General features: G+C 65.1%; 19 protein-coding genes, 1 tRNA gene and 1 pseudogene. 9 read left to right on the top strand and 12 right to left on the bottom strand.

The window, feature by feature from the left end; genetic code table 11:
* Positions 1-315 precede the first annotated feature (315 nt).
* Both QQA13_RS07515 and QQA13_RS07520 read left to right on the top strand, forming a co-directional pair.
* Positions 316-975 (top strand): response regulator transcription factor, encoded by a 660-nt coding sequence (locus QQA13_RS07515; RefSeq protein WP_108472303.1) that lies wholly within the window; start codon positions 316-318, stop codon positions 973-975.
* A complete protein-coding gene (locus QQA13_RS07520; protein ID WP_108472302.1) occupies positions 972-2351 on the top strand; it encodes a HAMP domain-containing sensor histidine kinase in 1380 nt (459 codons plus the stop codon). Before QQA13_RS07515 ends, QQA13_RS07520 begins: the two co-directional genes overlap by 4 nt.
* 82 nt (positions 2352-2433) lie before the next feature.
* Here QQA13_RS07520 and QQA13_RS07525 read toward each other — a convergent pair.
* The 4 genes and pseudogenes from QQA13_RS07525 to QQA13_RS07540 form a co-directional block, all read right to left on the bottom strand.
* Positions 2434-3024, bottom strand: a pseudogene (locus QQA13_RS07525) (IS30 family transposase); the annotation flags it as partial.
* Between the two features lie 633 nt (positions 3025-3657).
* The gene (locus tag QQA13_RS07530; protein WP_108472301.1) at positions 3658-5922 is read right to left on the bottom strand and encodes a beta-glucosidase; all 2265 of its coding nucleotides are present in this window, start codon (positions 5920-5922) and stop codon (positions 3658-3660) included.
* Positions 5923-5962: 40 nt separating this feature from the next.
* On the bottom strand, positions 5963-7300 hold the full coding sequence (locus tag QQA13_RS07535) for a hypothetical protein (protein ID WP_234411362.1): 1338 nt from the start codon (positions 7298-7300) through the stop codon (positions 5963-5965).
* A gap of 26 nt (positions 7301-7326) precedes the next feature.
* Positions 7327-10587 carry a TonB-dependent receptor gene (locus tag QQA13_RS07540; protein WP_108472300.1) on the bottom strand — a complete coding sequence of 1087 codons (3261 nt, stop codon included), beginning with the start codon at positions 10585-10587 and terminating at the stop codon, positions 7327-7329.
* A gap of 418 nt (positions 10588-11005) precedes the next feature.
* Between QQA13_RS07540 and QQA13_RS07545 the strand changes: the two genes are divergently transcribed.
* Both QQA13_RS07545 and QQA13_RS07550 read left to right on the top strand, forming a co-directional pair.
* Positions 11006-12019: a LacI family DNA-binding transcriptional regulator gene (locus tag QQA13_RS07545; RefSeq protein ID WP_108472299.1), complete on the top strand. Its 1014-nt coding sequence runs from the start codon at positions 11006-11008 to the stop codon at positions 12017-12019.
* 58 nt (positions 12020-12077) lie between these two features.
* A complete protein-coding gene (locus QQA13_RS07550; RefSeq protein ID WP_108472298.1) occupies positions 12078-13376 on the top strand; it encodes an MFS transporter in 1299 nt (432 codons plus the stop codon).
* Positions 13377-13469: 93 nt separating this feature from the next.
* On the opposite strand, the gene QQA13_RS07555 is transcribed toward QQA13_RS07550, so the two are convergent.
* A tRNA-Leu gene (locus tag QQA13_RS07555) sits at positions 13470-13556 on the bottom strand.
* Positions 13557-13813: 257 nt separating this feature from the next.
* Here QQA13_RS07555 and rnr point away from each other — a divergent pair.
* From rnr to sugE, 4 genes are all read left to right on the top strand, one after another.
* Positions 13814-16384, top strand: a complete 2571-nt coding sequence (gene rnr / locus QQA13_RS07560; protein WP_108472297.1) for a ribonuclease R — start codon at positions 13814-13816, stop codon at positions 16382-16384.
* Complete coding sequence (gene rlmB / locus QQA13_RS07565) at positions 16381-17127, top strand: 23S rRNA (guanosine(2251)-2'-O)-methyltransferase RlmB (RefSeq protein ID WP_108472296.1); 747 nt, start codon at positions 16381-16383, stop codon at positions 17125-17127. Before rnr ends, rlmB begins: the two co-directional genes overlap by 4 nt.
* On the top strand, positions 17124-17393 hold the full coding sequence (locus QQA13_RS07570; protein WP_108472295.1) for a CBU_0592 family membrane protein: 270 nt from the start codon (positions 17124-17126) through the stop codon (positions 17391-17393). Before rlmB ends, QQA13_RS07570 begins: the two co-directional genes overlap by 4 nt.
* A gap of 76 nt (positions 17394-17469) precedes the next feature.
* Positions 17470-17787, top strand: a complete 318-nt coding sequence (sugE, locus tag QQA13_RS07575; RefSeq protein ID WP_108472294.1) for a quaternary ammonium compound efflux SMR transporter SugE — start codon at positions 17470-17472, stop codon at positions 17785-17787.
* A gap of 104 nt (positions 17788-17891) precedes the next feature.
* On the opposite strand, the gene phoU is transcribed toward sugE, so the two are convergent.
* The 6 genes from phoU to rnt form a co-directional block, all read right to left on the bottom strand.
* Positions 17892-18614: a phosphate signaling complex protein PhoU gene (gene phoU / locus QQA13_RS07580; protein ID WP_108472293.1), complete on the bottom strand. Its 723-nt coding sequence runs from the start codon at positions 18612-18614 to the stop codon at positions 17892-17894.
* A 17-nt stretch (positions 18615-18631) separates the two neighbouring features.
* A complete protein-coding gene (pstB, locus tag QQA13_RS07585; protein WP_108472292.1) occupies positions 18632-19441 on the bottom strand; it encodes a phosphate ABC transporter ATP-binding protein PstB in 810 nt (269 codons plus the stop codon).
* Positions 19434-20300 carry a phosphate ABC transporter permease PstA gene (pstA, locus tag QQA13_RS07590; protein WP_108472291.1) on the bottom strand — a complete coding sequence of 289 codons (867 nt, stop codon included), beginning with the start codon at positions 20298-20300 and terminating at the stop codon, positions 19434-19436. Before pstA ends, pstB begins: the two co-directional genes overlap by 8 nt.
* Positions 20300-21319, bottom strand: coding sequence for a phosphate ABC transporter permease subunit PstC (gene pstC / locus QQA13_RS07595; protein WP_108472290.1), 1020 nt, complete (start codon positions 21317-21319; stop codon positions 20300-20302). The genes pstA and pstC overlap by 1 nt, the downstream gene beginning before the upstream one ends.
* A gap of 81 nt (positions 21320-21400) precedes the next feature.
* On the bottom strand, positions 21401-22432 hold the full coding sequence (gene pstS / locus QQA13_RS07600) for a phosphate ABC transporter substrate-binding protein PstS (RefSeq protein ID WP_199909858.1): 1032 nt from the start codon (positions 22430-22432) through the stop codon (positions 21401-21403).
* A 149-nt stretch (positions 22433-22581) separates the two neighbouring features.
* Positions 22582-23241, bottom strand: coding sequence for a ribonuclease T (gene rnt / locus QQA13_RS07605; RefSeq protein WP_108472288.1), 660 nt, complete (start codon positions 23239-23241; stop codon positions 22582-22584).
* 195 nt (positions 23242-23436) lie between these two features.
* Here rnt and QQA13_RS07610 point away from each other — a divergent pair, with 195 nt between their 5' ends.
* Positions 23437-24693, top strand: coding sequence for a porin (locus tag QQA13_RS07610; RefSeq protein ID WP_108472287.1), 1257 nt, complete (start codon positions 23437-23439; stop codon positions 24691-24693).
* A gap of 132 nt (positions 24694-24825) precedes the next feature.
* Here the strand turns inward: QQA13_RS07610 and hflD are convergent, their stop codons facing one another.
* Positions 24826-25449, bottom strand: a complete 624-nt coding sequence (gene hflD / locus QQA13_RS07615; protein ID WP_108472286.1) for a high frequency lysogenization protein HflD — start codon at positions 25447-25449, stop codon at positions 24826-24828.
* Between the last annotated feature and the right edge of the window lie 6 nt (positions 25450-25455).

Genomic DNA, 25455 nt, shown 5'->3' on the forward strand with positions numbered 1-25455 from the left:
ATGGCGCTGGCGGGGTGGATAGCAACGGACGCAGCACCACCGATTGCCCCTTTTTCCCCTTCCGCACGACCCGGAGCTGCGTGGCATGGACACTAGGGCAGCCACCTGACGGATACCTGTAACGATTCTTAAAATTCTTTCAGATCAGCATAGAGGCAGCGCCTGTCGCGCCGCGGCGCGACATAGGCATGGATTCCCCTCGCGCTCTGGAGCATGGAGCGACGCTCCGGCGCGCATATGCTTTGTGCGTCGCGTCACCAGTTGCGTTCAAGGCTGGCATACACTCATCGCGCGATGTCGGCAGACAGGTGCGCCATGAAAATTCTCATCGTCGAAGACCAGCAGCGCCTTGGCCAGTTTCTCAAGCAGGGGCTCAGCGAATGCGCCTACACGGTGTGCTGGGTCGGCACCTGCAGGGAGGCCCGTGATGCGCTGGCCGATACCAACTACGACGTGATCATCCTCGACCTGAGCCTGCCTGACGGCGATGGCCTGCATCTGCTCGCCGAGTGGCGCCGTTCGGGCTTCAACGAAGCGGTGCTGATCCTCAGCGCGCGCGACACGGTGGAGGACCGTATCAAGGGTCTGGACATCGGCGCCGACGATTACTTGCCCAAGCCTTTCAGCTTCGATGAGCTGCTGGCCCACGTGCGTTCCCTGTTGCGCCGCCAGTCGACGGTCAAGCAAACGGTCATCACCCACCGTTGCGTGCGAATCGACCTGCTCGGCCACACCGTCAAGCTGAAAGAGCAGCCGGTGGATCTGACCAGTCGCGAATTCGCTCTGCTGGAGATCTTCATGCAGAACGCGGGACGCACGCTTACGCGTTCGTACATTTCCGAGCGTATCTGGCCCGGGTTGGCCGACACCAACTTGCTGGATGTCTACATGAGCCGGCTGCGCAACAAGCTGGAAGCCGGCCTGGGCGAGCCGCTGTTCAAGACACTGCGAGGCGTCGGCTATCAGCTGGTATGAAATCGATCGGGGCGCGCATCACGTTCTGGTTCGTGCTGAGCGTCACGCTCACGCTGGCCTGCCTGTTCACTGCCGGCTATCACCTGCTTCAGGGCTACATGATTCATGACCTGGATCTGCTGAACGCCACTGAATTCCGGCAGATAAAGGCACGTCTGGGGCCGGACTACGCGACGTTGAACCCGGCGACTATCGACGAGCGGATCCGCCAGACCACGGAATACGCATCGGTGCTCTTCTACATCAGCATTGATGCGCCAGGGCATGGCAACCTTTTCCGTTCCAAGAACCTGGCCGGCAACCCGTTGCCTGACGTGAAGGACAAACGGGTCTTCAATGGCAAGATGCCCGGTGTCGGCGAATTGCGCATCGCAGAGTTCTTGCTGCCGCCGTTCGACGTCAGCATCGGTACACCGGTGGGCCAGATGCAGCGCGCCATGGTGGCCTATACCGAAGTCAGCCTGGCGCTGCTATTAGGCATGATCCTGGCCAGCATGGTGATCGGACTGGGACTTTCCCGCATGATGCTGCGTCCGGTTCGACTGATCGGCGAGACAGCCAACCGCATACGCTCCGACAACCTTACCGAACGCATCAGCGTCACCGGTATCGACGATGAGATTTCCGATCTAGCCCGGCTGTTGAACCAGATGTTCGACCGGCTCGAGTCCTCCTTCAATCAAGTTCGCCAGTTCAGCGCCGAGGTGTCCCACGAGCTCAAGACGCCCCTGTCACTGGTGCGACTGCATGCCGAAAAACTGCTGGTCGACGGCAACCTGAGTTCGGCGCAGGAGGATGCCGTGCAGGTGCAGCTGGAAGAGCTGGCGCGCATCAACCAGATGGTGGATGAGTTGCTGTTTCTCTCGCGCGCCGAGGCTCAGGGTATCCACATGAATCTTGTCGTGCAGAATCCGCACCGCTTTCTGCAGAGCTTCGAACAGGATGTCTGCGCCTTGGCTGAGCACCAGGGACGACGCCTGCGCTGCACGTGTCGCGGCGAAGGTTGGGTCGCGTTCGAGGAACGCTGGCTGCGGCAGGTCGTCCTCAACATTCTTACCAACGCCCTGCGGGCCTCGCCGCCAGGCGGCTTGATCACACTGCGGTCGGAATTTGTACCTCGTTACTGGCGCGTCAGCATTGAGGATGAGGGGCCGGGCCTGACCCGTGATCAGTGCGAGCGTGCCTTCGAACGCTTCGTGCGCTTCCACCAGAGCAGCGAGGAAGATCGTGGTAGCGGCTTGGGCCTGGCCATCTGTCGCAGCATCATCCAGCTGCACAACGGGCGCATCTATGCGGAGCCGCGCGCAGAGGGTGGGGGCTTGCGTGTGGTGTTCGAACTGCCTGCGAGCGACGAGCGTGTACAGAATGTTGCGTAACCCGAATTCTTTTATGGGCGGAAGAGTGGGTGATTAGGGGAAGTTATCGGGGTAGGGCCAGCGTCTGCTTTCGACTACGGATTCAGCCGGCCGATGCAACGAGTCGATGAAATCGCTCCGCCGGTGTTTCGTAGTCTAGGGTTTTCCTTGGCCACTCGTTCAAACGCCTTGCTGCGGCGTTGAGCTGAGCCTGCTTGTGTCCCGACAGGTCCGCCCCTTGGGGAAATACTGCCTCAAGAGACCGTTGGTGTTCTCGTTCGATCCGCGCTGCCAAGGGCTTTGCGGGTCACAGAAGTAAACCTGGATGTCCGTGGCCAATGTGAAACGGCGATGGTCGGCCAATTCCTTGCCTCGATCCCAGGTGAGCGACCGATAGAGTTCCCGCGGTAGATGGTGGGTATGCTTGATCAGCACCGACGACAGTCTCGGTGTCCTTGCCCGACACCTTCACTAGCATCACGTAGCGCGTCTGGCGTTCCACCAGTGCGGCGATCTGGGTATTCCTGCCGCCGAACAGTAGGTCACCCTCCCAATGGCCTGGCACAGCCCGGTCATCCGCTTCGGCCGGCCTTTCACTGATCGATACCATGTGACTGATTTGACCATGGTTATCCGTTTTTTGCGTGCGGTGCCGTGATCGACGCATGGCCCGCGTGCGTCGCAGGTGGCGCGAAGCAAAAACGGCGTTACATCGACCGACTGAATCCGACACCATAGCTTCGACAGGTCGGCGCGACGTTCGATAAGCGAAGACGCACCCTCGCGCCGATACCCCCGCGCGTTATGCGGCGAGCAATCGGGCTTGATCGAGAAGGCCCAGCGGTTGGTAGCGGTCAACGGGAATGCCAACCTGGCCGGGTTGGCTAGTTGAGTCGTCACACCGCGCTTCCGACTGACAGTGACTTCGCGTGACTACGCTGGAAGTCCGTTGCACTTGCGGAGGATGCTGTCGACCAAACGTTCCGGCATGAAACGGCGAAGGGACCGGACTTGGCGCGATTGCTTGGCTGCGGAATAGCGCAGCTTCGGTTGCCGGACGGTCGCAGCCTTGACCACCGTGTCGGCGACGACCCGCGGCGGATCGCCTGCTTCGACCCCCTTGCGCATTAGGCTTTCGCTGCGCAACCGTTCGTTGGCATACGCCGGAAGAGGTTGGTCCGCGCGCGTCAGGTTTTCTTCGAACGATGTGCGCGTAAGCCCGGGCTCAACAAGTGCAACACGGATAGCCTGTGTTATTGGGGTAGGGCAGAGTTACCCAAGTTGGCGAAACGTGCTCTCGTTTGACATCCCGATATGGTGTGCCGGCTCAGCGGTTATCCGTCACACAGGGTTGAGGTGCACCCGGGGGCGATGCGTCGGCGCCCCAGGAGACTGCAGTGAGCGTCACCTTGCCTTCGCCCTGGAACGAGGTCGCCGAGTGGCCCAGTTGCAGCTGGTAGTCGCCGGCGGGCTGCTGCCAGTGCTGGCTCTTGCCGTCGAACTTCGCCAGCAGGCGTGGGTCGGCGATGGCTGTGAGATGCGCGGACTGGCCGGGCTTCAGGCTGACGCGGCACCAGGCGGCCAGTCGCCGTGCATTGTTCAAACCGGGCAGGGTCACGTAGAGCTGCGGCACGTCCACGCCGGTTCGTGCGCCGCGATTGGTGACGGTGAACGAGGCGGTGAGCTTGCCGTTTTCCACATGCGGATTGAAGCCGCTGTAGTCGAAGTGCGTGTAAGTGAGGCCGTAGCCGAACGGGAACAGCGGTTCGAGCTGCTGGCGCTGGTACCAGCGGTAGCCCACGTCGGCGCCTTCGATGTTGTAGTCCACGTCCTGCGCCGGCTGGCCCTGCGGCGTGAGGCCGATCGACGCCAGGCCGGCGCCTGGGATGGCCGGGCGCGGCAGTTGCGATTCGTCGCGCGGCCAGGTCAGCGGCAGGCGGCCGGAGGGATCGACCTCGCCGTACAGCAGCCGCGCGATCGCCTCGCCGCCGGCCGCACCGGGGTACCACGCTTCCAGCACGGCGCCGGCCTTGTCCAGCCACGGCATCGCGACCGGGCCGTTGTTTTCCAGCACCACGATGGTGTGCGGGTTGGCCTTCGCCACCGTTGCCACCAGCGCATCCTGGTTGCCCGACAGGGCGAGGTGTGGCGTGTCGAAGCTTTCCGCCACCCACTGCTCGACGAACACCACGGCCACTTTCGATTGTGCCGCCAGCTTCGCGGCGGCGGCGATGTCTTCGCCGCTGGCGTAGCTCACCGTGCCGTGCGCGCGGTGCCTGATCGCGACCAGCGGTGCGGACGGCTGGTAGATGCGCGGGCCCGGCCATTCGGATGGTGGCAGGCCCGGCACCGCATTGCCTTGCGGCGACTGCACTGCGGAGGAACCGCCGCCGGTCAGCACGCCCTTGTCGGCATGACCGCCGATCACGGCCACGGACTGCACGGTGGACAGCGGCAGCAACGCGTCCTGGTTGCGCAGCAGCACCGCGCCGGCTTCCTCGGCGCGCTGCGCCACCTTGCGGTCGGCGGCGAAGTCGATGGGCGATTGCTTGGCGGGATGATCGATCACGCCGGCTGCGAACAGGCTGCGCAGGATGCGCCGGGCCATGTCGTCGATGCGCGACTGCGGCACCTGGCCGGAAGCCACCGCGGCACGCAGCGGCTGGTCGAAGTACACCTCCTTGTCGAAGGTCTCGCCGGCCGATTCCTGGTCCAGTCCGGCCAGCGCGGATTTCGCGGCGCTGTGGACCGCGCCCCAGTCCGACATCACGAAGCCGGGGTAGTGCCAATCGCGCTTCAGCACCTGGTTGAGCAGCCAGTCGTCCTCGCAGGCATATACCGCGTTGATGCGGTTGTAGGAGCACATCACCGAGCCCGGGTGGCCGGTGGCGATGGCGATCTCGAAGGCGAGCAGGTCGGACTCGCGCGCGGCGGCCTTGTCGATGTTCGCGCTCAGCGTGGTGCGGTCGGTTTCCAGGTCGTTGAGCGCGTAGTGCTTGATGGTGGAGACGAGGTGCTGGCTCTGGATGCCGGCGATGGCGTTGCCGGCGATCACGCCGGCCAGCAGCGGGTCCTCGCCCGCGTATTCGAAATTGCGGCCGTTGCGCGGGTCACGCACCAGGTCCACGCCGCCGGCCAGCATCACGTTGAAGCCGCGGCGGTGCGCCTCGCCGCCTATCATCGCGCCGCCTTCACGGGCGATCGCCGGATCGAAGCTGGCCGCGGTGGCCAGGCCCGAGGGCAGGGCGGTGGCGCCAAGCTTGTGCGGCTTGGCTACGCCGAGGCCGGCGTCGCTTTCCTGGATGGCCGGCAGGCCCAGCCGCGCGATCGCAGGACCGTAGCCGGCCGAACCCAGTGCGCCCGGCGCCATGACGTGGCCGTTCTCGGTGTCGCCGAAGTCGACGCGGATCAGGCGGAATTTCTCGTCCTGCGTCATCGCCTTCAGCACGAGGTCGGCGCGCTGGTCGGGCGTCAGTTTGGCGTTCATCCACGGGCGCGCGTCGCCGCTTGCGTTCGCGGCGGCGCATGTCCCGCCGAAGGCCAGCAGGGCGATGCCGATCAAGGAAGCAATGCGGGTCTTGTGAAGTGCCATGACGTCCCCTTCGTTTTTCCGGAACAGATTGGATGCATGCTCATCGCGGGTGCCGGGTGGCAAACGCGTGACTCGGCAGGTACGGGTTGCGATTCGATGCGGCGATCACGGCCCATGCCGTCGCGGCAAGGCATGGCCGGTGGTAGTACCAGGCATACAGCGCCACGATGCGTGGCTCGGGCGTGGCGTAGAGGAAGCCGCCCGGCGAGGCTTGCTGCGCAATCGCGTTGAACAGCGTGTCCGCCTTGGCCTCGTCGCCGACCCATCGCCAGGCGAGCGCGGCCTGCGCGGTGCCTTCCGTCCACATGCCGTCGCGGGCATCGGTGAAGGCGTAACCGCCGTTGACTGCATGCCTGCGTTCGATCCAGCCCAGCGCGCGCCGCCATGCTTTCGGCGCATTCGGCAGGAGTTGCGCCCAGAGCTGCACATCGAGGGCGGACGGCGAGCGCAGCGGCGTCACGCCGTCGCCTTCGGTGCCCGTCCAGAAATGCCCGCTCGCGGCATCCCATTGCTGCGCGACGAAATCACGGGCGCGCTTCGCCTGCGCGTTCCAGTCGTCGCCGGGTGCGGAGATCCGGGCCAGCCACGCGAACATCGCGGCCAGGTCGATGTTGTGCTCGGTCGATTTCCACGATGCCTTGCGTGGCACCTGCAGGTAGGACTCTATGCCGCCGTGGAAGCCGGCCGCGCCGTGCGCGTCCGACGCGTGGGCGACGACCCAGTTGGCGAGATGCACGGCGGCATCGCGCCAGCGCGTCTCGCCGGTGGCGTCGTGCAGCGCCAGCAACGCCAGCGCGGTCCACGCGACGTTCCCGCAGGAGCTGCCGTCCTGGTATGCGCCGGAGTACTGGTGCGCGGCATCGACCCATTGCTTGCGCCGCGCATCCTGCCAGCCGTTCGGCAAGGGCTTGTCGCCTGCGACGGCACCCGCGCGATACGCATCGCGCAGGCGCGTGTCATGCATGGCCGCGAGGCGCAGCGCTTCGCCGATGCGTTCCGCCTGTGGCCGCCTGCCGCAGGCGAGCAGGGCGATGACGGCGAGCGCGTTGTCGTAAGTAAACGCCGCCGAATGCAGTGGCAGCAGGGCGGGCGCGTCTTGCCCGCGCCTGCTGTCGTAGCTGCGTAGTAGTACCGGAGTGTTGCCCGGCAGCGCATCGACACGCACGGCGATGGCGTCGCAGCCTGCACGCTCGAGCGCTGCAATCCCGGATGTCGCGGGCATCGTGGTTGCCACGTGCGCAGGCGTTGCCGTGGACGCGGTGAGCAGCAGGCAGGCGAACAAGGCCGCCACTCCCGCTTTCGCGGGAATGGCGGCAACTGGGGAACTCGCCATGTTGTGTCGCCATCCCGCCATGGCACGTGGTCCGGCATGCGCCATGGCGGGAGCCTGTTGCACGGGCCCGGTCAGAAGTCCGCGCGCAGGCTGAGGTTGTAACGGGTGTCGTCGCGGAAGAAGCCCTTGGGCACGGTGGTGCCGTTGGTGTCGATGATCTCGCGGCTCTTGAACGTCGAGTTCAACAGGTTGGATACCTGCAGTGCCACCTTGACGTGCGGGTTGATCGCATAGATCAGCGATCCGTCCAGCTTGCCTTGGGACTCGGCCATGACCGGCAGGAACGGATAATCCGCCTCCTGGCCCGTGATCAGGAACTGCGAGCGCCAGTTCCACGCCAGTCGTGCCGACAGCGGGCCTTTTTCGTAATACGCGGTGAAGTTGAAGGTATCGCGGGACAATTCGCCGGGCGGCAGCTTGAGCTGGTTGACGCACTGCGTGGCCGGCAGATACGTGGCGGGGCAGTAGTTGACCACGCCGAAGGCCAATCCATGCGGCTTGATGTAGGTGTAGTTGGTCTGCACGCCGAAGCCGGACAGCCAACCAGGCAGGAAATCGAACTTCTGCTGGTAGGCCAGTTCCGCCCCGCCCACGCTGCCCTTCTGGTCGAGGTTGGCCAGGCCCGCTGTGTACTGCTCCGGATAGGTCACGCCGTTGTTCGTCACCGTGGTGTCCACCACGTTGGTGATGTACTGGATGGTGTGGTTCAACTGCTTCCAGAACAGCATGCCGGTCAGCGAACCGGCGTTGCCGAAATACCACTCCTGGGTCAGGTCGAAATTGTGCGCCGTGATGGGCTTGAGGTACGGGTTCGTGCCGTTGTAGCCGTTGCCCACCGTCGGCTCGGTGCTGCCATTGGTGCCGTAAGGCAGCAGTCCGCTGATCGACTGGCCGGCCTCCAGCTGGTTGAGCGCCGGCCGGAAGATCGACTCGGAGAATGCGAAGCGAGTGATGAGGTCGTCCGTCCAGCCGATCGACAGATTGAAGCTGGGCAGCCAGTTGCCGTAGCCGTTGCTGGCCTTTATCGGGCTGTATCCGCCGTTGGCGAAGGTCACGTATTGCTGCTGCTGCGCCGAGGTGAGCGCGCAGAACGTGCCCGGCGAGGCTGGTTGGGTGCCGTTCTTCGTTACGCCCTGGCAATACTGCGCGACGGTGGCGTTGCCGAGAGCCTGCTTCATGTCCGGCAGCAGCATGTAGCCCGCGGCATCGTCCTGGGTATGCACGTAGCGCACGCCGATGTTGCCGCTGATTTGCAGGCCGCTCAGGAAATCCAGGTTGCCGTTGCTGAAGTTCAGGCGGAGATAGGTGGCGTTGGTCTTCTCCCCGTTGGAGGAGATTTCCTGCGGCAGGTAATGCGTGCCGGGCACGAAGGTATAGCCGTACTGGTCGCGTTCGTAGTTGGTGTAATAGGGACTCCACCAGCTCCAGCCCGGATTGATGGCCAGCGACTGCTGGTTGATCTGCTTCATCGCGGCGACGGATTGCCAGAATTGCGACTGCGGATTCAGGTTGAAGAAGGGTGCGACCACGCCGAAATCGCCGTTGCCGAAGGCCGGCAGGTTGACGTGGTACGGGGAAACGTAGGCGGGTGTGTTTGCGGCCGTGACCGCCAGACCATTCCCGCCAGCGTAGGGCGTGCTGATGTCCCAGAAGTAGCTGTATGGCGAGGAATACAGCGTTTCTTTCTGGTCGCTGTGCCGGAAGCCGAACTGGATGTTGTCCAGCGGGCCCTTGTCCATGTCGAAGCTGCCGTCCAGGCGGAAGGCGCGCTGGTTGCCCCAGGACTTCTCCTGGTGATCCTGTGCCGCTGACCAATAGGTATTGTTGGGGTTGGCGAAATACTGGGCCGTCGTTTCGTTGGGATCGGGCGACAACAGTCTGATCGTGGGTACGTTGTCGCCGTGCGTGGCGACGTACCAGTTCGCCTGGGTCATCTGGCGGATGTAGTAGTAGGAATCCGAGTAATCGGAATGGGTGTCCTGCGCGTCCAGGCTGAGGTGCAGCCGATCATTGACGTTCCACTTCAGGTTGAAGGCGTAGTCGTTGGTCACATAACGCCGCTTGAAAGCGGCGGTATCGAGCTGCGTCGGCACGCCGCCATAGGTGAACGGCAGGAAGGTCGATGCGGCCGGGTCGCCCGAGATGGTGCCGGACTGGAATACCCCGTTGGCGTCGTACACCGGCGTGGTGCCCGCCAGCGGCACTGCACAACCGGCCAGCGTCTGGCCGTTGCAACCATCCGTCGATGCCTGCAGGGTGTGCTCGAAGGTGGTTTCGGAATCCGATGCCCGATTCCATATCAGCGCGGCCTGCCAGGTCTTGTCCGGGCTTTCCCATTGCAGGGCCAGTGCATGGCCAAAGCGCGTGCTGGTCTCGTCCTGGTGGCGAAGATCGCCGCCGACCGGCACGTAGCGATATTCGTCCGGTGCAAGGCCGGGAAAGGCGTCGGTTCTGCCGCCCGGCAGGTTGCAGCCATTGCAGCGCCGCTGGTAATCGACCACGGAAATCGCATTGTCGGTCTGGTCGATGCGGTCGTAGGCCACGTTGGCGAGGAAACCGAAGCGGCCGATCCCGGTATTCCAGTTGTGGCTGAACAGGCCGGCGATCTGCGGCGTGCCCTTCTTGGCCAGGTCACCCCAGTAGTCGCCGAAGGTGACGGAGGCCTGGGTATCCTTGTTGCTGTCGAAGGGCATGCGCGTGTTCAGGTTGATCGAGCCGGCGATGCCGCCTTCGATCATGTCTGCCGTCTGGTTCTTGCTCACCACCACCGAGCCGATCAGTTCAGGCGACACCGTCGAGAAGTTGAGTCCCTGGCCGCCGCCGGCGGAGAACACCTCGCGGCCGTTGAACAGCGTGCTGGTGTAGGGCAGGCCCTGCAGGCTGATGTCTGAACCCTGGATCGAGAAATGGTCCGGGTCGGCAGCGACGCCGAAGGCGCTGACGGCCACGCCAGGCACGCGTTGCAGGGCCTCGGTCACCGACAGGTCGGGCAGCGAGCCGGCGTCCTGCGCCGAGATCGCGTCGACCACGGTGTCGGCGTAGCGCTTGATGTTCTGCGCACGGTTCAGGCTGGACGAGTAGCCGTTGACGGTCATGCCGGTGAGCTGCTTCGCCTCCTTCTCGTTCGCCGTCGTGGCAGCGTTCTTCTTTTTTGCGACGACCTTCGAATCCTTCTTCGCTGCGGGTGCAGCCTGCGCGGTCTGGTCCGCATCCTGCGGTGCAGGTTGCGCATGCGACGGGCTGGCCACGAACAGCGTCATCGCGATCGCGATGGGCAGCAGGCGCAGTTGACTGGCGCCGCCTGCAAGCGGATGCACGGATTGCTTCTTCACTTCGTTATCTCCCCGGTTTTCAGTGAACGCTCGGCCAACGCAGTTCCGCCCCTCGACCTCGGTTTGTTCCGCCAGCCGTCCAGACCCCAGACCATCGCCCGCCGTCGGCGGCCAGGTGCAACCCCGTATGCCTTCGCAGCCGGCGGGTGGAAGTTGCAGTCGCATGGACGGCTGGCGGCGGAGCCGCCGCAGGGCGCTTCGCGAACCACAGTCGACGGACTTCCCCCTCCCTCCCTGCGTTGCGCCCCCGCACGACGAACTCCTGCACCCGTCGCAAGCTAATCAAATGTACCAGCGCTGTCAATAGAAAATACCAGCGCTGGTACTTTAGTGCGAAATTGCTGAAATCCGAATGGTTGTACGCGTTCCACTTGGGGTAGCATGGAACGCTGCAAACCATACGGAGCGGGATCTGCAGATGCCTGCGAGAATCGAAGACGTCGCTGCGCATGCCGGCGTATCCACCAAGACGGTATCCCGCGTGCTGAACGGCAATCCGAGCGTGCGTGCCAGGTTGCGCACGCGGATCGAGGCCTCGATCCGTGCACTCAACTACGTGCCGAATGCGTCGGCGCGCAGCCTGGCGGGGAACCGCTCGTACCTGGTCGCCTTGCTGTACGACAACCCGATGGCCGGTTCCAGTTACACCATGGAGCTGATCGTGGGCGTGCTGCAAGCGTGCAAGGGAACGCCGTACAACGCGGTGCTGCATCCGTTCGACGCAGCGGACGACCTGGCCGCGCGGATCGACGGCTTCGTGGCCACGCACCGGCCGGACGCGCTGGTGCTGGTGCCGCCGCACGCGAACAACGCCAAGTTGCTGCAACGCCTCGACGAGCTGGACATTCCCTACGCGACGATCTCCTCCAGGCTGCACCAATCGCGCATCGACGTCGGTTTCGACGAGCGCAGGGCGGCGGCCGAGATCGTCGAGCACCTGATTTCGCTCGGGCACCAGCGCATCGGCCACGTCGCCGGGCTGCAGGGGCACGGCGCCCGCAGCTGGCGGCTCGCCGGCTATCGCGACGCGCTGCGCCGGGCCGACATCGCTTTCGACGAGTCGCTGGTGGTGGACGGGGATTTCGCCTTCGCGTCGGGGGCGGCGGGCGCCCGGACGCTGCTCGACCAGCGGCGCCCGCCCACGGCGATCTTCGCGGCGAACGACGACATGGCCTGCGGCGTGATGCGCGAGGCCTACGAACGCGGACTGTCGATTCCCGGCGACCTGTCGGTATGCGGCTTCGACGGCACACCGGTATCGCAGCTGATCTCGCCCGGCCTGACCACGGTGCACCAGCCATGCCGCGAGCTCGGCTGCCTTGCCGTGCAAAGCGTGCTGCAGTCGATCCGCGATGCCTCCGCCCCCCAGCAGGCGCGGGTGCCCTACGAGGTGCACTTGCGCGCATCCACGGCCGCGCCCCGAAAACCGTAATATTCGTCCAGCACCGGCGCAGGGGGCCTGGCGCGCGGATCGACGAAGCGGAGGGGCGGTGATCGACGACGAGGCCGGAGTGGCGATGCGCGGGCTACCCATGCCCGTCGGTGCATGCGCGGATGCAGCGCTACCGGTGCACCGCGTCGGCTGGCCGTTCATCGCGATCTACGGCATGGCCTACATGGGCCTGTGGATGGCGTTGCTGCCGCCCATCCTGGTGGGCCTGGCAATGCGTGTGAGCGAGATTGCCCCGGCGCACGCGACGGGCAGCCTGTCGCTGGTGGTGGGCGTGGGGGCGCTGATTGCGCTGTTCGGCAACCCGTTCTTCGGCAGTCTCTCGGATCGCACGACCTCGCGCTTCGGCATGCGACGGCCCTGGCTGATTGCTGGCGCCGCGGGGGGAGTGGTCGGATTGACGGTCGTCGCGATGGCCGTGACGGTTCCGCAACTGCTGCTGGGCTGGTGCATCACGCAGCTTGCCTACAATGCGCAACTGGCCGCGCTGACTGCAATCCTCGCCGATCAGATTCCAGCGTCACAGCGCGGCATGGTATCCGGCATCGTGGGTGTCAGCCTGCCGCTGGGTATGGTGGGAGGCACCTATCTGGTGGAGCTCCTTGCGTATTCCACGCTGGCTATCTTTCTGGTACCCGCGGTGATTGCCTTGGCCGGCGCATTCCTCCTGGCCTGGGTATTGCCCGACCATCGTCTGGCTGCAATGCAGCGGCCGCGTTACGGGTGGCGCGAATTCCTGGGCAGCTTCTGGATCAACCCGCTGCGCTTTCCGGATTTCGCCTGGGCGTGGGGCAGCCGTTTCCTGCTCTATGCCGGTGTCGCGCTGCTGATGACCTACCAGGAGTTCTATCTGATCCATCAGTTGGGCTGCGCCCCGACTGCTGTGCCGCGGTGGATCTTTCTGTCGACCCTGGTGCAATCCGGTGCGGTAGCAATCTCCAGTGTCGTGGGCGGCGGGCTGTCGGATGCCCGCGGGCGGCGCAAGGCTTTCGTCTGCGGTACGGCACTGATCTATGCGCTGGCCTTGTTGATGATCGCCTTTGCCACTTCGTACACCTATTTCCTCGTAGCCATGGCGATCACCGGCATCGCGCAGGGGGGATACCTGGCCGCGGATCTGGCGCTGGTGACCGATGTGTTGCCAGAACGGGAAACACATGCAGCCAGGAACCTTGGCATCTTCAACATCGCCAACGTCATGCCGCAGTCGCTGATGCCGGCAATTGCACCGGGCATCCTTTTGGCGAGCGGCGGGAGTTATACGGTTCTGTTCGCCATGGCAGCGGCCCTCGTTGTGCTTGGAGCCTGGGCCATCCTGCCGGTGCGTGGCGCGCGCTGAAGATGGCCAACTTGTGTACCAAGCGTGTACCAGGCGCTCGAACGACCCCCTGAAAAGACGAAAGCCCGCATTTCTGCGGGCTTCGTTTACAATTGGTGCCCAGGAGAGGACTCGAACCTCCACGGAGTTGCCCCCGCTAGCACCTGAAGCTAGTGCGTCTACCAATTCCGCCACCTGGGCAGGTGTCACGTCGCTCGGTGAGCTGCGTGAGCCGCGTAATTTAGGCATCTGCCGGCGGCTTGTCAACACTTTTCACATCCATTCGCTGCGACGTGGCATTCTCCGCGGCGCAAACATCACAAGGACCTTGAGTGACCAGAAAAACTCCCCCCCATTCCGGCAATCCCCAGGACTCGCGTTCCGCAAAGAAGCCCGCCCAACGGGCGCCGCGAGCCGCCACTGCACCCGACAAGCGCAACAAGGCTGCCGCAGGCGCCGTGCGCGATCCCCATGCCGATCGCGAGGCGCAGCGTTATGCGCGCCCGATCCCCAGCCGCGAGGCGATCCTCGCCCTGCTCGAACAGCGCGGCGAATTGCTGACCGAGGCACGCATCGCCGAGGCGCTGGATATCCACGACGAAACCGACCTCGAGGCGCTGCGCAAACGGCTCGCCGCGATGGTGCGCGACGGCCAGCTGCTGCTGGGCCGGCGCGGAGGCTACGCGCCGACGCAGAAGCTCGACCTGATCGCCGGCGTGGTGCTGGCCAATGCCGAAGGCTACGGCTTCCTGCGACCGGACGAGGGCGGCGACGACCTGTACCTGTCGCCACAGCAGATGCGCGCGGTGATGCACGGCGACCGCGTGCTGGCCAGCGTGGTCGGCATCGACCGCCGCGGCCGCCGCCAGGGCGCGATTGCCGAAGTGCTGCAGCGTCGTTCGCCGCGACTGGTCGGCCGGGTGGTGATCAACGATGGCGTGACCCTGGTGACGCCGGACGACCGCCGCCTGAACCAGGACGTGATGATCAAGCCCGGCCGCGAGCTGGGCGCGCGTTCCGGCCAGATCGTGGTGGCCGAGATCACCGACCCGCCAAGCTTGCAGCGTGGCCCGATCGGCGAGATCCGCGCGGTGCTGGGCGAACGCCTGCAGCCGTCGCTGGTGGTGGAGATGGCGATCGCCAGCCACGACCTGCCGCACGAGTGGCCGCCGGAGGTGCTGCGCGACGCGGCGCAGGTGGAGTCGGTGGTGACCGCCGCCGAGCGCGAGGGCCGCACCGATATCCGCCAGCTGCCGCTGGTGACCATCGACGGCGCCGACGCGCGCGACTTCGACGATGCGGTGTATGCCGAACCCAAGCGTGGCGGCGGCTGGCGCCTGATCGTGGCGATCGCCGACGTCTCGCACTACGTGCAGGTCGGCAACGCGCTGGATCGCGAGGCCTACGAGCGCAGCACCTCGACCTACTTCCCCGGTTTCGTGGTGCCGATGCTGCCGGAGACCTTGTCCAACGGCATCTGCTCGCTGAACCCGAAGGTCGAGCGGCTGTGCATGGTTTGCGACATGCTGGTCGATGCCGAAGGCAACGTCACCAAGTCGAAGTTCTACGACGCGGTGATGCTGTCGCATGCGCGGCTCACCTACGACAAGGTGTGGCAGGCGGTGGGCCTGCGCGAGAAGGATGCACGGCACGAAGTGGCTGACGTGCTGCCGCAGCTGGAGAACCTGCACGCGCTGTACCAGGCGATGGCGGCGCAGCGCAAGCGCCGCGGCGCGATCGACTTCGAGACGCCGGAGGTGAAGTTCCGCCTCGACCAGACCGGCGGGGTCGAATCGATGGGCGCCACCGAGCGCAACGATGCGCACAAGCTGATCGAGGAATGCATGATCGCCGCCAACGTACAGGCGGCGCTGTTCCTGGAGAAGAAGAAGATTCCCGCGTTGTTTCGCGCACACGAGCCGCCGCCGGCGGAGAAGTACGAGGACCTGCAGCAGTTCCTGCGCGAGTTCAAGCTGCGCATGCCGCCGGTGGATGAGGTGACGCCAGGGGATTTCTCCGAGATCCTGCGCATGGTCAAGGACCGCCCCGAGCGCGAACTGATCCAGAACGTGTTGCTGCGCTCGCAGAGCATGGCGGCGTACCAGCCGGACAACCGCGGCCATTTCGGCCTCGCCCTGCAGGCTTACGCACACTTCACCTCGCCGATCCGTCGCTATCCCGACCTGCTGGTGCACCGCGCGATCCGCTTTGCGTTGACTGGCCGCAAGCCGACCGACTACGCCTATACGCCCGCCGAGATGGCGGCGATGGCGATCCACTGCTCGCAGCGCGAGCGCCGTGCCGAGGAAGCCGAGCGCGACGTGGACGAGCGCTTCAAGTGTGCATGGATGGAAAAGCACATCGGCAGCGAATTCGACGGTGTGGTCACCGGCGTCACCTCGTTCGGCCTGTTCGTGGAACTGGACGAGTCGAAGGTGTCCGGCCTGGTGCACATCAGCCAGTTGATGAACGACTATTACCACTTCGACGCCACCCGGAAATTGCTAAAGGGCGAGCGCACCGGCGCGCAGTTCCGCCTCGGCGACCATGTGCGCATCCAGGTGCTGCGTGCGAGCCTGGAGGATCGCAAGATCGACTTCCGTCTGGTTTCCCCGCGCACGCCGGCCCCGGCGCCGACGGGCAGCGGCAAGGCGTATGACTATGCCGCCGCGGGCGAGCGTTATTCGTTGCCGAAGAAGGCTGCCGCCACGAGCAAGGCACCGGGCATGTTTGGCCGCGCAGCCAAGGCGATTGGCCGCGCATTCGGCCGCAAGGAGGCCGAGGTCGCCGCGCCGCCGGCGCCGGCACCGCGCAAGGCGGTGGTGAGCGATAATCTGCCGCCGCGTGCAGCGGCGGCGACGCGTCAGCATGCTGGTGGCGGGCAGCAGCAGGGCCGCAGGGCCGAGCCGTCGTCCGACCGTCGTCCACGCAAGGGCGGTTCCGCCAAACGCGGGCCGGCTCCCGCCGCCGCTCCGTCGGCGCCGAAGAAGCACGGCGGACGCAAACCGAAACCGAAAGGCAAGTCATGAGTGAGAGCTGGATCGTCGGGATCAACCCGGTCGAAGGTGCGTTGAGCAACGATGCCGAGCGCGTGCGCGAAGTGCTGGTCGAGCACGGCCAGCGCAATGCCCGCGTGCTGGAGCTGGCCGAGCGCGCGAAGAAGTTGAAGATCCCGGTGCAGCACCGCCCGCGCGACGAGCTGGACAAGCTCGCCGGCGAAGCGCGTCACCAGGGCGTGGTGGCGCGTTATGAGGCGGCCCCGGCGGCGCACGAAAGCGACCTGGCCGGCCTGCTGGAGCGCGATGGCGGCGACGCGCTGGTGCTGGTGCTCGACGGCGTCACCGACCCGCACAACCTCGGTGCCTGCCTGCGCAGCGCGGCGGCGGCGAAAGTCACCGCGGTGATCGTGCCGAAGGACCGCGCGGTGGGGCTCACGCCGGTGGTGCGCCGTGCCTCGGCCGGTGGCGCCGACCGGGTGTCGCTGATCGCGGTGACCAACCTGGCACGCACGCTGCGCGAGCTGAAGGACGCCGGCGTGTGGATCACCGGCCTGGCCGGCGACACCGACACCACCGTCTACGACGTCGACTTCAAGGGGCCGGTGGCGCTGGTGCTGGGCGGTGAGGGCGAAGGCATTCGCCGGCTCACCCGCGAGCTGTGCGATTTCGTGGCGAAGATCCCGATGCCGGGCACGATGGAGAGCCTCAACGTCTCCGTCGCCACCGGCGTGGTGCTGTTCGAGGCGTTGCGTCAGCGCGGAGCAAAACGATGAATTTCTTCTGGTACGACTGGGCCGGTTACCTCGGCGTGGCGCTGGTGCTGCTGGCGTTTTTCCTGCTTCAGGAGCGCAAGCTGCAGGGCAGCGGTCTCGTCTATCAGTTGATGAACGTGCTGGGTGCGATCGGTGTGATGCTGTCGCTGGGCTTCGGCAGCTTCAACCTGTCGGCGTTCATCATGCAGGTGGCCTGGCTGCTGATCGGCAGCTACGGCATCGTGCGCGGCATCAAGCGCCGACGCGAGGCTCGCGAGCTGCCATAGCGGCGGCGTGCGCAGGGACGACCCTGCGCGCTTTTCCATCGCGGGGACGGCCCTGCCACACACAGAGGAACACCCCATGGCGTGGATCTATCTGTTGCTGGCCGGCCTGTTCGAAGTGGTCTGGGCGATCGGCCTGAAATACACCGATGGTTTTACCCGGCCCTGGCCCACGGTCGGCACGCTGGCGGCGATGGCGGTCAGCATCGTGCTGCTGGCGATGGCGGTGAAAACGCTGCCGATCGGCACCGCGTATGCGATCTGGACCGGTATCGGTGCGGTCGGCGCGGTCGCGTTGGGCATCGTGCTGTTCGGCGATCCGGCCACGCTGCCGCGGCTGCTGTGCGTCGCGCTGATCCTGGTCGGCATCGTCGGCCTCAAGCTCACCGCTGGCTAGCCGAAGAACAGCAGGGCGGGCACCGCCCGCCGCTCTCGCGTAAATCATTCCACTGCAAAAGCCGGCGGGCGGTGCCCGCCCTGCGGAGCAGCGTACGCTTGGGGTCACTCGCCGAGCTTGGTGGTTTCCGGGCTCGAGGTGAGGTCGCGCTTGCTGCGTTGCTTGTCCAGCGGCTCGCCGGTGACCTGGAACCACACGTTTTCGGCGATGTTGGTCGCATGGTCGCCAATGCGCTCGATGTTCTTGGCCATGAACAGCAGGTGGGTGCACGGCGTGATGTTGCGCGGGTCTTCCATCATGTAGGTGAGCAGCTGGCGGAAGTAGCCGGTATAGGCCTCGTCCAGCACCACGTCGTCCTTCCACACCTGGTAGGCACGCTCGGCGTCGCGGTCGCGGTAGGCCGCCAGTACTTCGCGCACTTCGCCGGCGGCAAGCGTGGCCAGCTGGTGCAGACCGCCGACCGGCGCTACCGGCGCCACCATCGACAGCGGGATCGAGCGCTTCGCCACGTTGGCGGCGTAGTCGCCGATGCGTTCGATGTCCGAGGCGATGCGCAGCGCGGCATACACGTTGCGCAGGTCGCTGGCCATCGGCGCGCGCAGCGCCAGCAGGCGCACCACGTCGTGGCCGATTTCCTGTTCCAGCTGGTCGATCGCGTCGTCGTTGCCGACCACGCGTTGGGCGGCGCGCTCGTCGCGGCGTTCGAGCACGTCGATGGCGGCTTCCAGCTGGGTCACCGCCAGCTCGCCCATGCGCACGATTTCGCCGGTGAGCCGGGCCAGTTCGCTGTCGTAACTCTTGATGATGTGGTCGGTGCCGGTGTTCATGGTGGGGTCCTGTGTGATCAGCCGAAGCGCCCGGTGATGTAATCCTCAGTCTGCTTCTTGCCCGGCTTGGTGAAGATCTTTTCGGTCTGGTCGAACTCGATCAACTCGCCCAGGTACATGAAGGCGGTGAGGTCGGAGACACGCGCCGCCTGCTGCATGTTGTGGGTGACGATGACGATGGTGAACTGGCTTTTCAACTCCTCGACCAACTGCTCGATGCGGCCGGTGGCGATCGGGTCGAGCGCCGAGGTCGGTTCGTCCAGCAGCAGCACCTCGGGTTTCAGCGCGATCGCGCGGGCGATGCACAGGCGCTGCTGCTGGCCTCCGGAAAGGCCAAGCGCGTTCTGCTTGAGTTTGTCCTTCACCTCGTCCCACAGCGCGGCACTGCGCAGGGCCTGCTCCACGCGGCCTTCCATGTCCGCCTTCGACAGCTTCTCGTGGTGGCGGATGCCGTAGGCGACGTTCTCGAAGATCGTCATCGGGAACGGTACCGGCTTCTGGAACACCATGCCGACCTTGCTGCGCAGGCGGTTCAACGAGTAGCCGGGGTCCAGGATGTTGTCGCCGTCCAGCTCGATCGAGCCCTTCGCCTCGAGCTTCGGGTAGATCGCGTAGATGCGGTTGAAGATGCGCAGCAGGGTCGACTTGCCGCAGCCGGACGGGCCGATGATCGCGGTGACCTGCTTCTCCGGGATATCCATGCTGATGCCTTTCAGCGCCTGGAAACCGTTGTAGTAGAAGTGCAGGTCGCGCACGACGAGCTTGGGCGCGGCAGCCGCCGCTGCCGCCACCGGTGCCGGGTTCGTGGCGAGGGCGGAATCAGTCATGGGACACCTTGGTGCGGGAAAGGATCAGGCGCGAGGCCAGGCTCAGCAGCAGCACGAACATGGTGACCACGAATGCGCCGGCCCAGGCCAGGGCATGCATCGCGTCGCCCGGATCGTTGGCGTACTGGTAGATGATCTGCGGCAGGCTGGACATCTTGTCCATCGGGTTGACTGCCATGTAGTTGTTGCCGAACGCCGTGAACAGCAGCGGCGCGGTCTCGCCGCTGATGCGCGCCAGCGCCAGCAGCACGCCGGTGATGATGCCCGAGCGCGCCGCGCGGATCAGGATCTGCAGGGTCAGCTTCCACTGCGGCACGCCCAGCGACAGCGCCGCCTCGCGCAGGGTGGACGGCACCAGCCTCAGCATCTCGTCGGTGGTGCGCACGATCACCGGCAGCGCGATCAGCGCCAGTGCCACGCCGCCGGCGAAACCGGAGAAGGTGGTCGAACCGTGGGTGAGGGCGGTGCTCGGCAGCACGATGATGGTGTAGACGAACAGGCCCATCACGATCGACGGCGCCGACAGCAGGATGTCGTTGAGGAAGCGGATCGACTCGCCCAGCCGGGTACGGTTCGCGTATTCGGCCAGCCAGGTGCCGGCCAGCACGCCGATCGGCGTGGCGATGCCGATGCCGATGAAGTTGATGATCAGGCTGCCGACCATGGAGTTCAGCAGGCCGCCATCCTCGCCGTAAGCGGTGACCTTGGTGAACAGCTTCAGGTTCAGCGCACCGATGCCTTGGCGCAGGGTTTCCCACAGGATCCAGGCCAGGAACGCCAGGCCGACCAGGGTGGCCAGCGTGCTCAGCACCATCGCCAGCGCGTTGGTGAGGCGGCGGCGCAGATAGGGCGAATTCATCAGCGGCCCTCCTTGCTGGCCAGCCGGCGCAGCATCAACCGCGCGATCAGCAACACGATGAAGGTGACCACGAACAGCAGGAAGGCCAGTGCCATCAGCGCGGATTTCTGCAGACCCACCGCCTCGCTGAACTGGTTGGCGATGGTGGAGGCGATCGAGGCGCCCGGGTCGAGCAACGAGGCCGACAGGTGCATCGCGTTGCCGAGCACGAAGGTCACCGCCATGGTCTCGCCCAGCGCGCGGCCGAGCCCCAGGAAGATGCCGCCGATCACCGCCGAGCGGGTATACGGCAGCACGATGTCCCACGACACCTCCCAGGTACTGGAGCCCAGCGCATAGGCCGACTCCTTCAGCCGGGTCGGCACGGTCTGGAACACCTCGCGCATCACCGAGGAGATGAACGGGATGACCATGATCGCCAGCACGATGCCGGCCACCAGGATGCTGGCGCCGAACGGATAATCGCTGCCGAACAGCTTGCCGACGAATGGCACGTGTTCGGCCACCCACGACAGCTTGCCGTCGTCGGGCTTGTTGCCGAGGTTGCTGGTCAGCCACGGCTTGATGTGGTCGGCAAAGAACGGGGCGAAGATGAACAAGCCCCACATGCCGTAGATGATCGAAGGGATGCCGGCCAGCAGTTCGATCGCCGAGGCGACTGGCGTGCGCAACCAGGCCGGCGCGACTTCGGAAAGGTAGACCGCGATGCCGAAGCTGATCGGCACCGCGATCAGCAGGGCGATGAACGAGGTAACGACCGTGCCGTAGACCGGCACCATGGCGCCATAGACGTCGTTGCCCGGATCCCACTCCGAGCTGACCAGGAAGTGCCAGCCGAATGCACCGAAGGCGTCGCGGCCGCCCCACAACGTGGCGCCGGCGGCACCGAGCAGGGACGCCAGCACGATCAGCGCACAGCCCTTCAACAGCCAGCGGAACAGCCGCTCGTGGCGGGCATCGCGGCGGCTGCGCTGTTCCAGGATGTCGGTGGCCTGGATGGCCGTGTCGGTCGCTGGCATGGTGGTCCAGTGGTGCGGGATGGAAACTCGAAATCCCCCGCCGACAGGATCGACGGGGGATTTCCTTTTACAGCATCAAGCTCAGTGCTTGAACTCGGACGCCCAGTACGCCTCGATCTGGCTGACCAGCGAGGCCGGCAACGGCACGTAATCCAGTTCGCTGGCGGCCTGCTGGCCGTGTTCCAGGGCGGACTTGAAGAAGTCGAAGGCGACCTTGCTGTTGCCGGCGTTCTTCGGCGACTTGTACATGATCATCCAGGTGGTGGCGGTGATCGGCCACGCCTGCTTGCCCGGTGCATTGGTCATGATCAGGTTGAAGTCCTTGGCGCTGGCCCAGTCGGCGGTGGCGGCGGCGGCGGCGAAGGCCTCGGCGCTAGGCTTCATGAAGTTGCCGCTGGCGTTCTTCAGGTCGACCCAGGCGAGCTTGTTTTTCACCGCATAGGCGTATTCGACGTAACCGATCGAGCCCTTGATCTGGCGCACATACTGCGACACGCCTTCATTGCCCTTGCCACCCACGCCGGTCGGCCATTCCACGGCGGTGCCGAACTTGACCTGGCTGGCCCACTCCGGGCTGACCTTGGACAGGTAGTTGGTGAAGTTGAACGAGGTGCCCGAGCCGTCCGAGCGATGCACCACGGTGATCTTGCCGGCCGGCAGGGCCAGGCCGGCGTTCAGCGCGGCGATCTTCGGGTCGTTCCAGTTCTTGATCTTACCCAGGAAGATGTCGGCCAGGGTGGCGCCGTCCAGCTTGATCTGGTCGGCCTGCACGCCGGTGATGTTGACCACCGGCACGATGCCGCCGACCACGATCGGGAACTGACCCAGGCCGAACTTCTGCAGGTCCTCGGCCTTCATCGGCGCGTCGGAGGCGCCGAAGTCGATGGTGCCTTCCTTGATCTGCGCGATGCCGGCACCGGAGCCGACCGACTGGTAGTTGAGGTGGTTGCCGGTCTTTTCGGCGTACGCGGCCGACCACTTGGACATGACCGGGTAGACGAAGCTGGAGCCGGCGCCGGTGATGTCGGTGGCCTGCGCGGCCACGCCGAAGGTCGAGGCCACGGCAAGCGCGGCGACGGCGGCGAAGCGAAGCGGGGATTTGCTGATGGTCAACACGGTAGCTCCTTTGAGGGAAGTCGGATGCGACCTCTCCATTTCAGGCTTTTCGTGTTGCCATTGAATGAAATGAATGTTGCAGTCGTATGACAATCTGTCACATGACGTTTCGTGGCGGACGGTTCCGGCCCGCCCGTGGCGCAGGATCAGGCCGCGCTCAGGCCGCTGTGGGCCTGCTCCAGCAGCTCCAGCTGGCGCCAGCGGTTGACCACGCTGCAGAACAGCTCGGCGGTACGTTCGGCGTCATAAACCGCCGAGTGCGCCTCGCGGCTGTCGAACGCGTGGCCGGCTGCCAGCACCGCCTTGCTCAGCACGGTCTGGCCGTAGGCGAGGCCACCGAGGCTGACCGTATCGAAGCAGCTGAATGGATGGAAGGGATTGCGCTTGTGGCCGCAACGGCGCACTGCCTGGTTAAGAAAGCCGAGGTCGAACGCGGCATTGTGGCCGACCAGGATCGCCCGCTGGCAGCCGGCCTCGCGCACCGCCTCGCGCACCGCATGAAAGATATGGTCCAGCGCCTGACGCTCGGCCAGTGCGCCGCGCAGCGGGTTGGTCGGGTCGATGCCGGTGATTTCCAGCGAACGCGGGTCCAGGTTCGCCCCGGGGAACGGTTCCACGTGCGTGGATACGGCAGGCTGCAACTGCAGGTAGCCGGCTTCGTCCATCACCAGCGGCACCGCGGCGATTTCCAGCAGGGCGTCATGTTCGGCGTCGAAACCGCCGGTTTCCACGTCGACCACCACCGGCAGGAAGCCGCGGAATCGCTCGGCCATGCGTGGCGCGGCGCTATTGCTGAGAATATCCATCAGCGAAGCATATCAGTCGCCGCGCGTGGCATCGGGTGGCGCTTGGGGGGGCTTGCCGCGCGAATGTCTTGAATGTGTCATGAAAGCGGCATCCAACCGTAAAAATCCATGGGCAGACTTGTTAATGAATCGCTAGCCGGCCATCAAATCGAGGGGGCGATTGAGATGTTTTCCACCAACTTTCGGAGTAAAGACATGCGTTCCAAACTGATTGTGGTAGCAATTGCTGCCGGCCTGGGCGTCAGCAGCTTCGCGGCTGCCGCGGCGAAGCTGCCGCAGAAGACGGCTGTGGTCAGCAACAGCGAAGTCGAGCTCCTGAAGGCACAGCTCGCCACGCTGCAGGCCAAGGTGGATGAACTGGAACAGCGCACCGACGCCCAGTCCGACATCAACGTCAGCACCGGCCAGGCAGTGGAGAAGGCCACCAACGTGACCGCAACCAGCGACAAGAAGCTGGCCGCGCTGGAGAAGGCGATCAACAACACCACGCTGTCCGGCAAGATGTTCTTCGACTTCACCAACATCAACGACAAGAACAGCGACAAGGGCAAGAGCGACAAGTCCGGCTTCGGCCTGGACGTGAAGCGCTTCTACCTCGGTATCGACCACAAGTTCAACGACATCTGGTCGGCCAACCTGACCACCGATTTCAACTATGTCAGCAACGATGGCCAGACCAACCTGTTCGTCAAGAAAGCCTATGTGCAGGGCAAGTTCGACGACGCTGCGGTGTTCCGTGTCGGTTCGGCCGACATGCCGTGGATCCCGTTTGCCGAGAAGTACTACGGCTTCCGCTACGTCGAGAACACCCTGACCGACCGCCTGAAGTACGGCAACTCGGCCGACTGGGGCCTGCACCTGGGCGGCGACATCGGTGCCAGCAAGTCGCTCAACTACGCGGTGTCGGTCGTCAACGGCAACGGCTACAAGAACCCGGGCCGCAGCAAGGGCGTGGATGTCGAGGGCCGCGTCGGCTTCGTGCCGTTCGAGAACATGATCGTGGCGGTGGGCGGCTACAGCGGCCATCGCGGTCAGGAGACCGAGAACATCAACGCACCGAATACCGCCCAGCGTGGCGATTTCATGGTGGCCTATGCCAGCAAGGACTTCCGCCTCGGCGCCGAGTACTTCACCGCGAAGAACTGGAACAACGTGCTCACCACAGCGACGGACAAGGCCGATGGTTACTCGCTGTGGGGCAGCGTGGCCGTGGCCGATGGCGTGAACCTGTTTGCCCGTTACGACAACGCCAAGCTCAGCAAGACGCTGGACAGCGCCAACAAGGATGTCTACTACAACGCTGGCGTCGAATTCCAGGTGACCAAGGGCTTCAAGCTGGCCGGTGTGTGGAAGCACGAGAAGGCCGACAAGTCGGTCACCACCCCGGTGCCGCCGCACGTGCAGAACACCAAGACCAACGAGATCGGTGTGTTCGGCGAAGTGTCATTCTGATGCAACGTGCAGGCGGCATGCTGCCTGCACGGGATGAATGACCGACGGTCTATCGCAAGGGAGTTCCACCCATGGACGGAAAACGGCGGGCATTGCCCGCCGTTTGCTTTTCTGCAGCCGGATAATCCGCCGTCAGTGGTGGTCCAGCGTGGCCCCGGTCAACATGCCGCGCGCCAGCATGCTGCACTGGCGCCGGTACAGCAGCAATTGCCACTGACGGCCACCGATCTGTCGCCACAGCACCGCCGAGCGCACTGCGGCGAGCAGGTTGGTGCGCACCTTCTCCACCACGGCGGTCTGCTGCAATTGTTGTGGATTGCCGCTGACCATCACGCGCGGCTTGAGGATCGACAAGGTGGAGGCGTAGACCTCGGCCAGCCGGCTGTTGACCTGGCTGGAATCCTGGCCGAAGTGCTCGACCTGCCGCTGCGCGGCGATGATCCCCTGCTGCAGCTTGTCGAGCAGGTCCGCGCGCGCCGACAGGCTGCGTTCCAGCCGCATCACGGTCACCGTCATGCGCGTTACCGCCATGTCCGGGGTGCTTTCATCCAGCTGTCCGATCAGCGTGCGCAGGCCCAGCCGCACGTTCGAGACATTGCCGTACACGCCGACCACCGAAGGCGCATCGATGCGGAACACGCTGGCCACGCTGGCTTCCATCGCGGCCTCGTCGCAGCGCCCCTCGTTGGCCAGCTGCTGGGCGAGTGCGCAGGCCTGGAACAGCCCGGCGAGGGCGAGCACGCGTTCTTCGGTCATGGAAAA

Origin of the sequence: Rhodanobacter thiooxydans (assembly GCF_030291135.1) — a bacterium.
In the GTDB taxonomy this organism is placed as follows: domain Bacteria; phylum Pseudomonadota; class Gammaproteobacteria; order Xanthomonadales; family Rhodanobacteraceae; genus Rhodanobacter; species Rhodanobacter thiooxydans_A.

Bases quoted from the DNA above. Each gene is read 5' to 3' on its own strand.
- rnt (WP_108472288.1), bottom strand. From the start codon at position 23,241: ATGGATATTCTCAGCAATAGCGCCGCGCCACGCATGGCCGAGCGATTC.
- pstA (WP_108472291.1), bottom strand. From the start codon at position 20,300: ATGAATTCGCCCTATCTGCGCCGCCGCCTCACCAACGCGCTGGCGATG.
- phoU (WP_108472293.1), bottom strand. From the start codon at position 18,614: ATGAACACCGGCACCGACCACATCATCAAGAGTTACGACAGCGAACTG.
- rlmB (WP_108472296.1), top strand. From the start codon at position 16,381: ATGAGTGAGAGCTGGATCGTCGGGATCAACCCGGTCGAAGGTGCGTTG.
- QQA13_RS07535 (WP_234411362.1), bottom strand. From the start codon at position 7,300: ATGGCGCATGCCGGACCACGTGCCATGGCGGGATGGCGACACAACATG.
- QQA13_RS07610 (WP_108472287.1), top strand. From the start codon at position 23,437: ATGCGTTCCAAACTGATTGTGGTAGCAATTGCTGCCGGCCTGGGCGTC.
- sugE (WP_108472294.1), top strand. From the start codon at position 17,470: ATGGCGTGGATCTATCTGTTGCTGGCCGGCCTGTTCGAAGTGGTCTGG.
- QQA13_RS07515 (WP_108472303.1), top strand. From the start codon at position 316: ATGAAAATTCTCATCGTCGAAGACCAGCAGCGCCTTGGCCAGTTTCTC.
- pstB (WP_108472292.1), bottom strand. From the start codon at position 19,441: ATGACTGATTCCGCCCTCGCCACGAACCCGGCACCGGTGGCGGCAGCG.
- pstC (WP_108472290.1), bottom strand. From the start codon at position 21,319: ATGCCAGCGACCGACACGGCCATCCAGGCCACCGACATCCTGGAACAG.
- QQA13_RS07545 (WP_108472299.1), top strand. From the start codon at position 11,006: ATGCCTGCGAGAATCGAAGACGTCGCTGCGCATGCCGGCGTATCCACC.
- hflD (WP_108472286.1), bottom strand. From the start codon at position 25,449: ATGACCGAAGAACGCGTGCTCGCCCTCGCCGGGCTGTTCCAGGCCTGC.
- QQA13_RS07520 (WP_108472302.1), top strand. From the start codon at position 972: ATGAAATCGATCGGGGCGCGCATCACGTTCTGGTTCGTGCTGAGCGTC.
- QQA13_RS07570 (WP_108472295.1), top strand. From the start codon at position 17,124: ATGAATTTCTTCTGGTACGACTGGGCCGGTTACCTCGGCGTGGCGCTG.
- QQA13_RS07530 (WP_108472301.1), bottom strand. From the start codon at position 5,922: ATGGCACTTCACAAGACCCGCATTGCTTCCTTGATCGGCATCGCCCTG.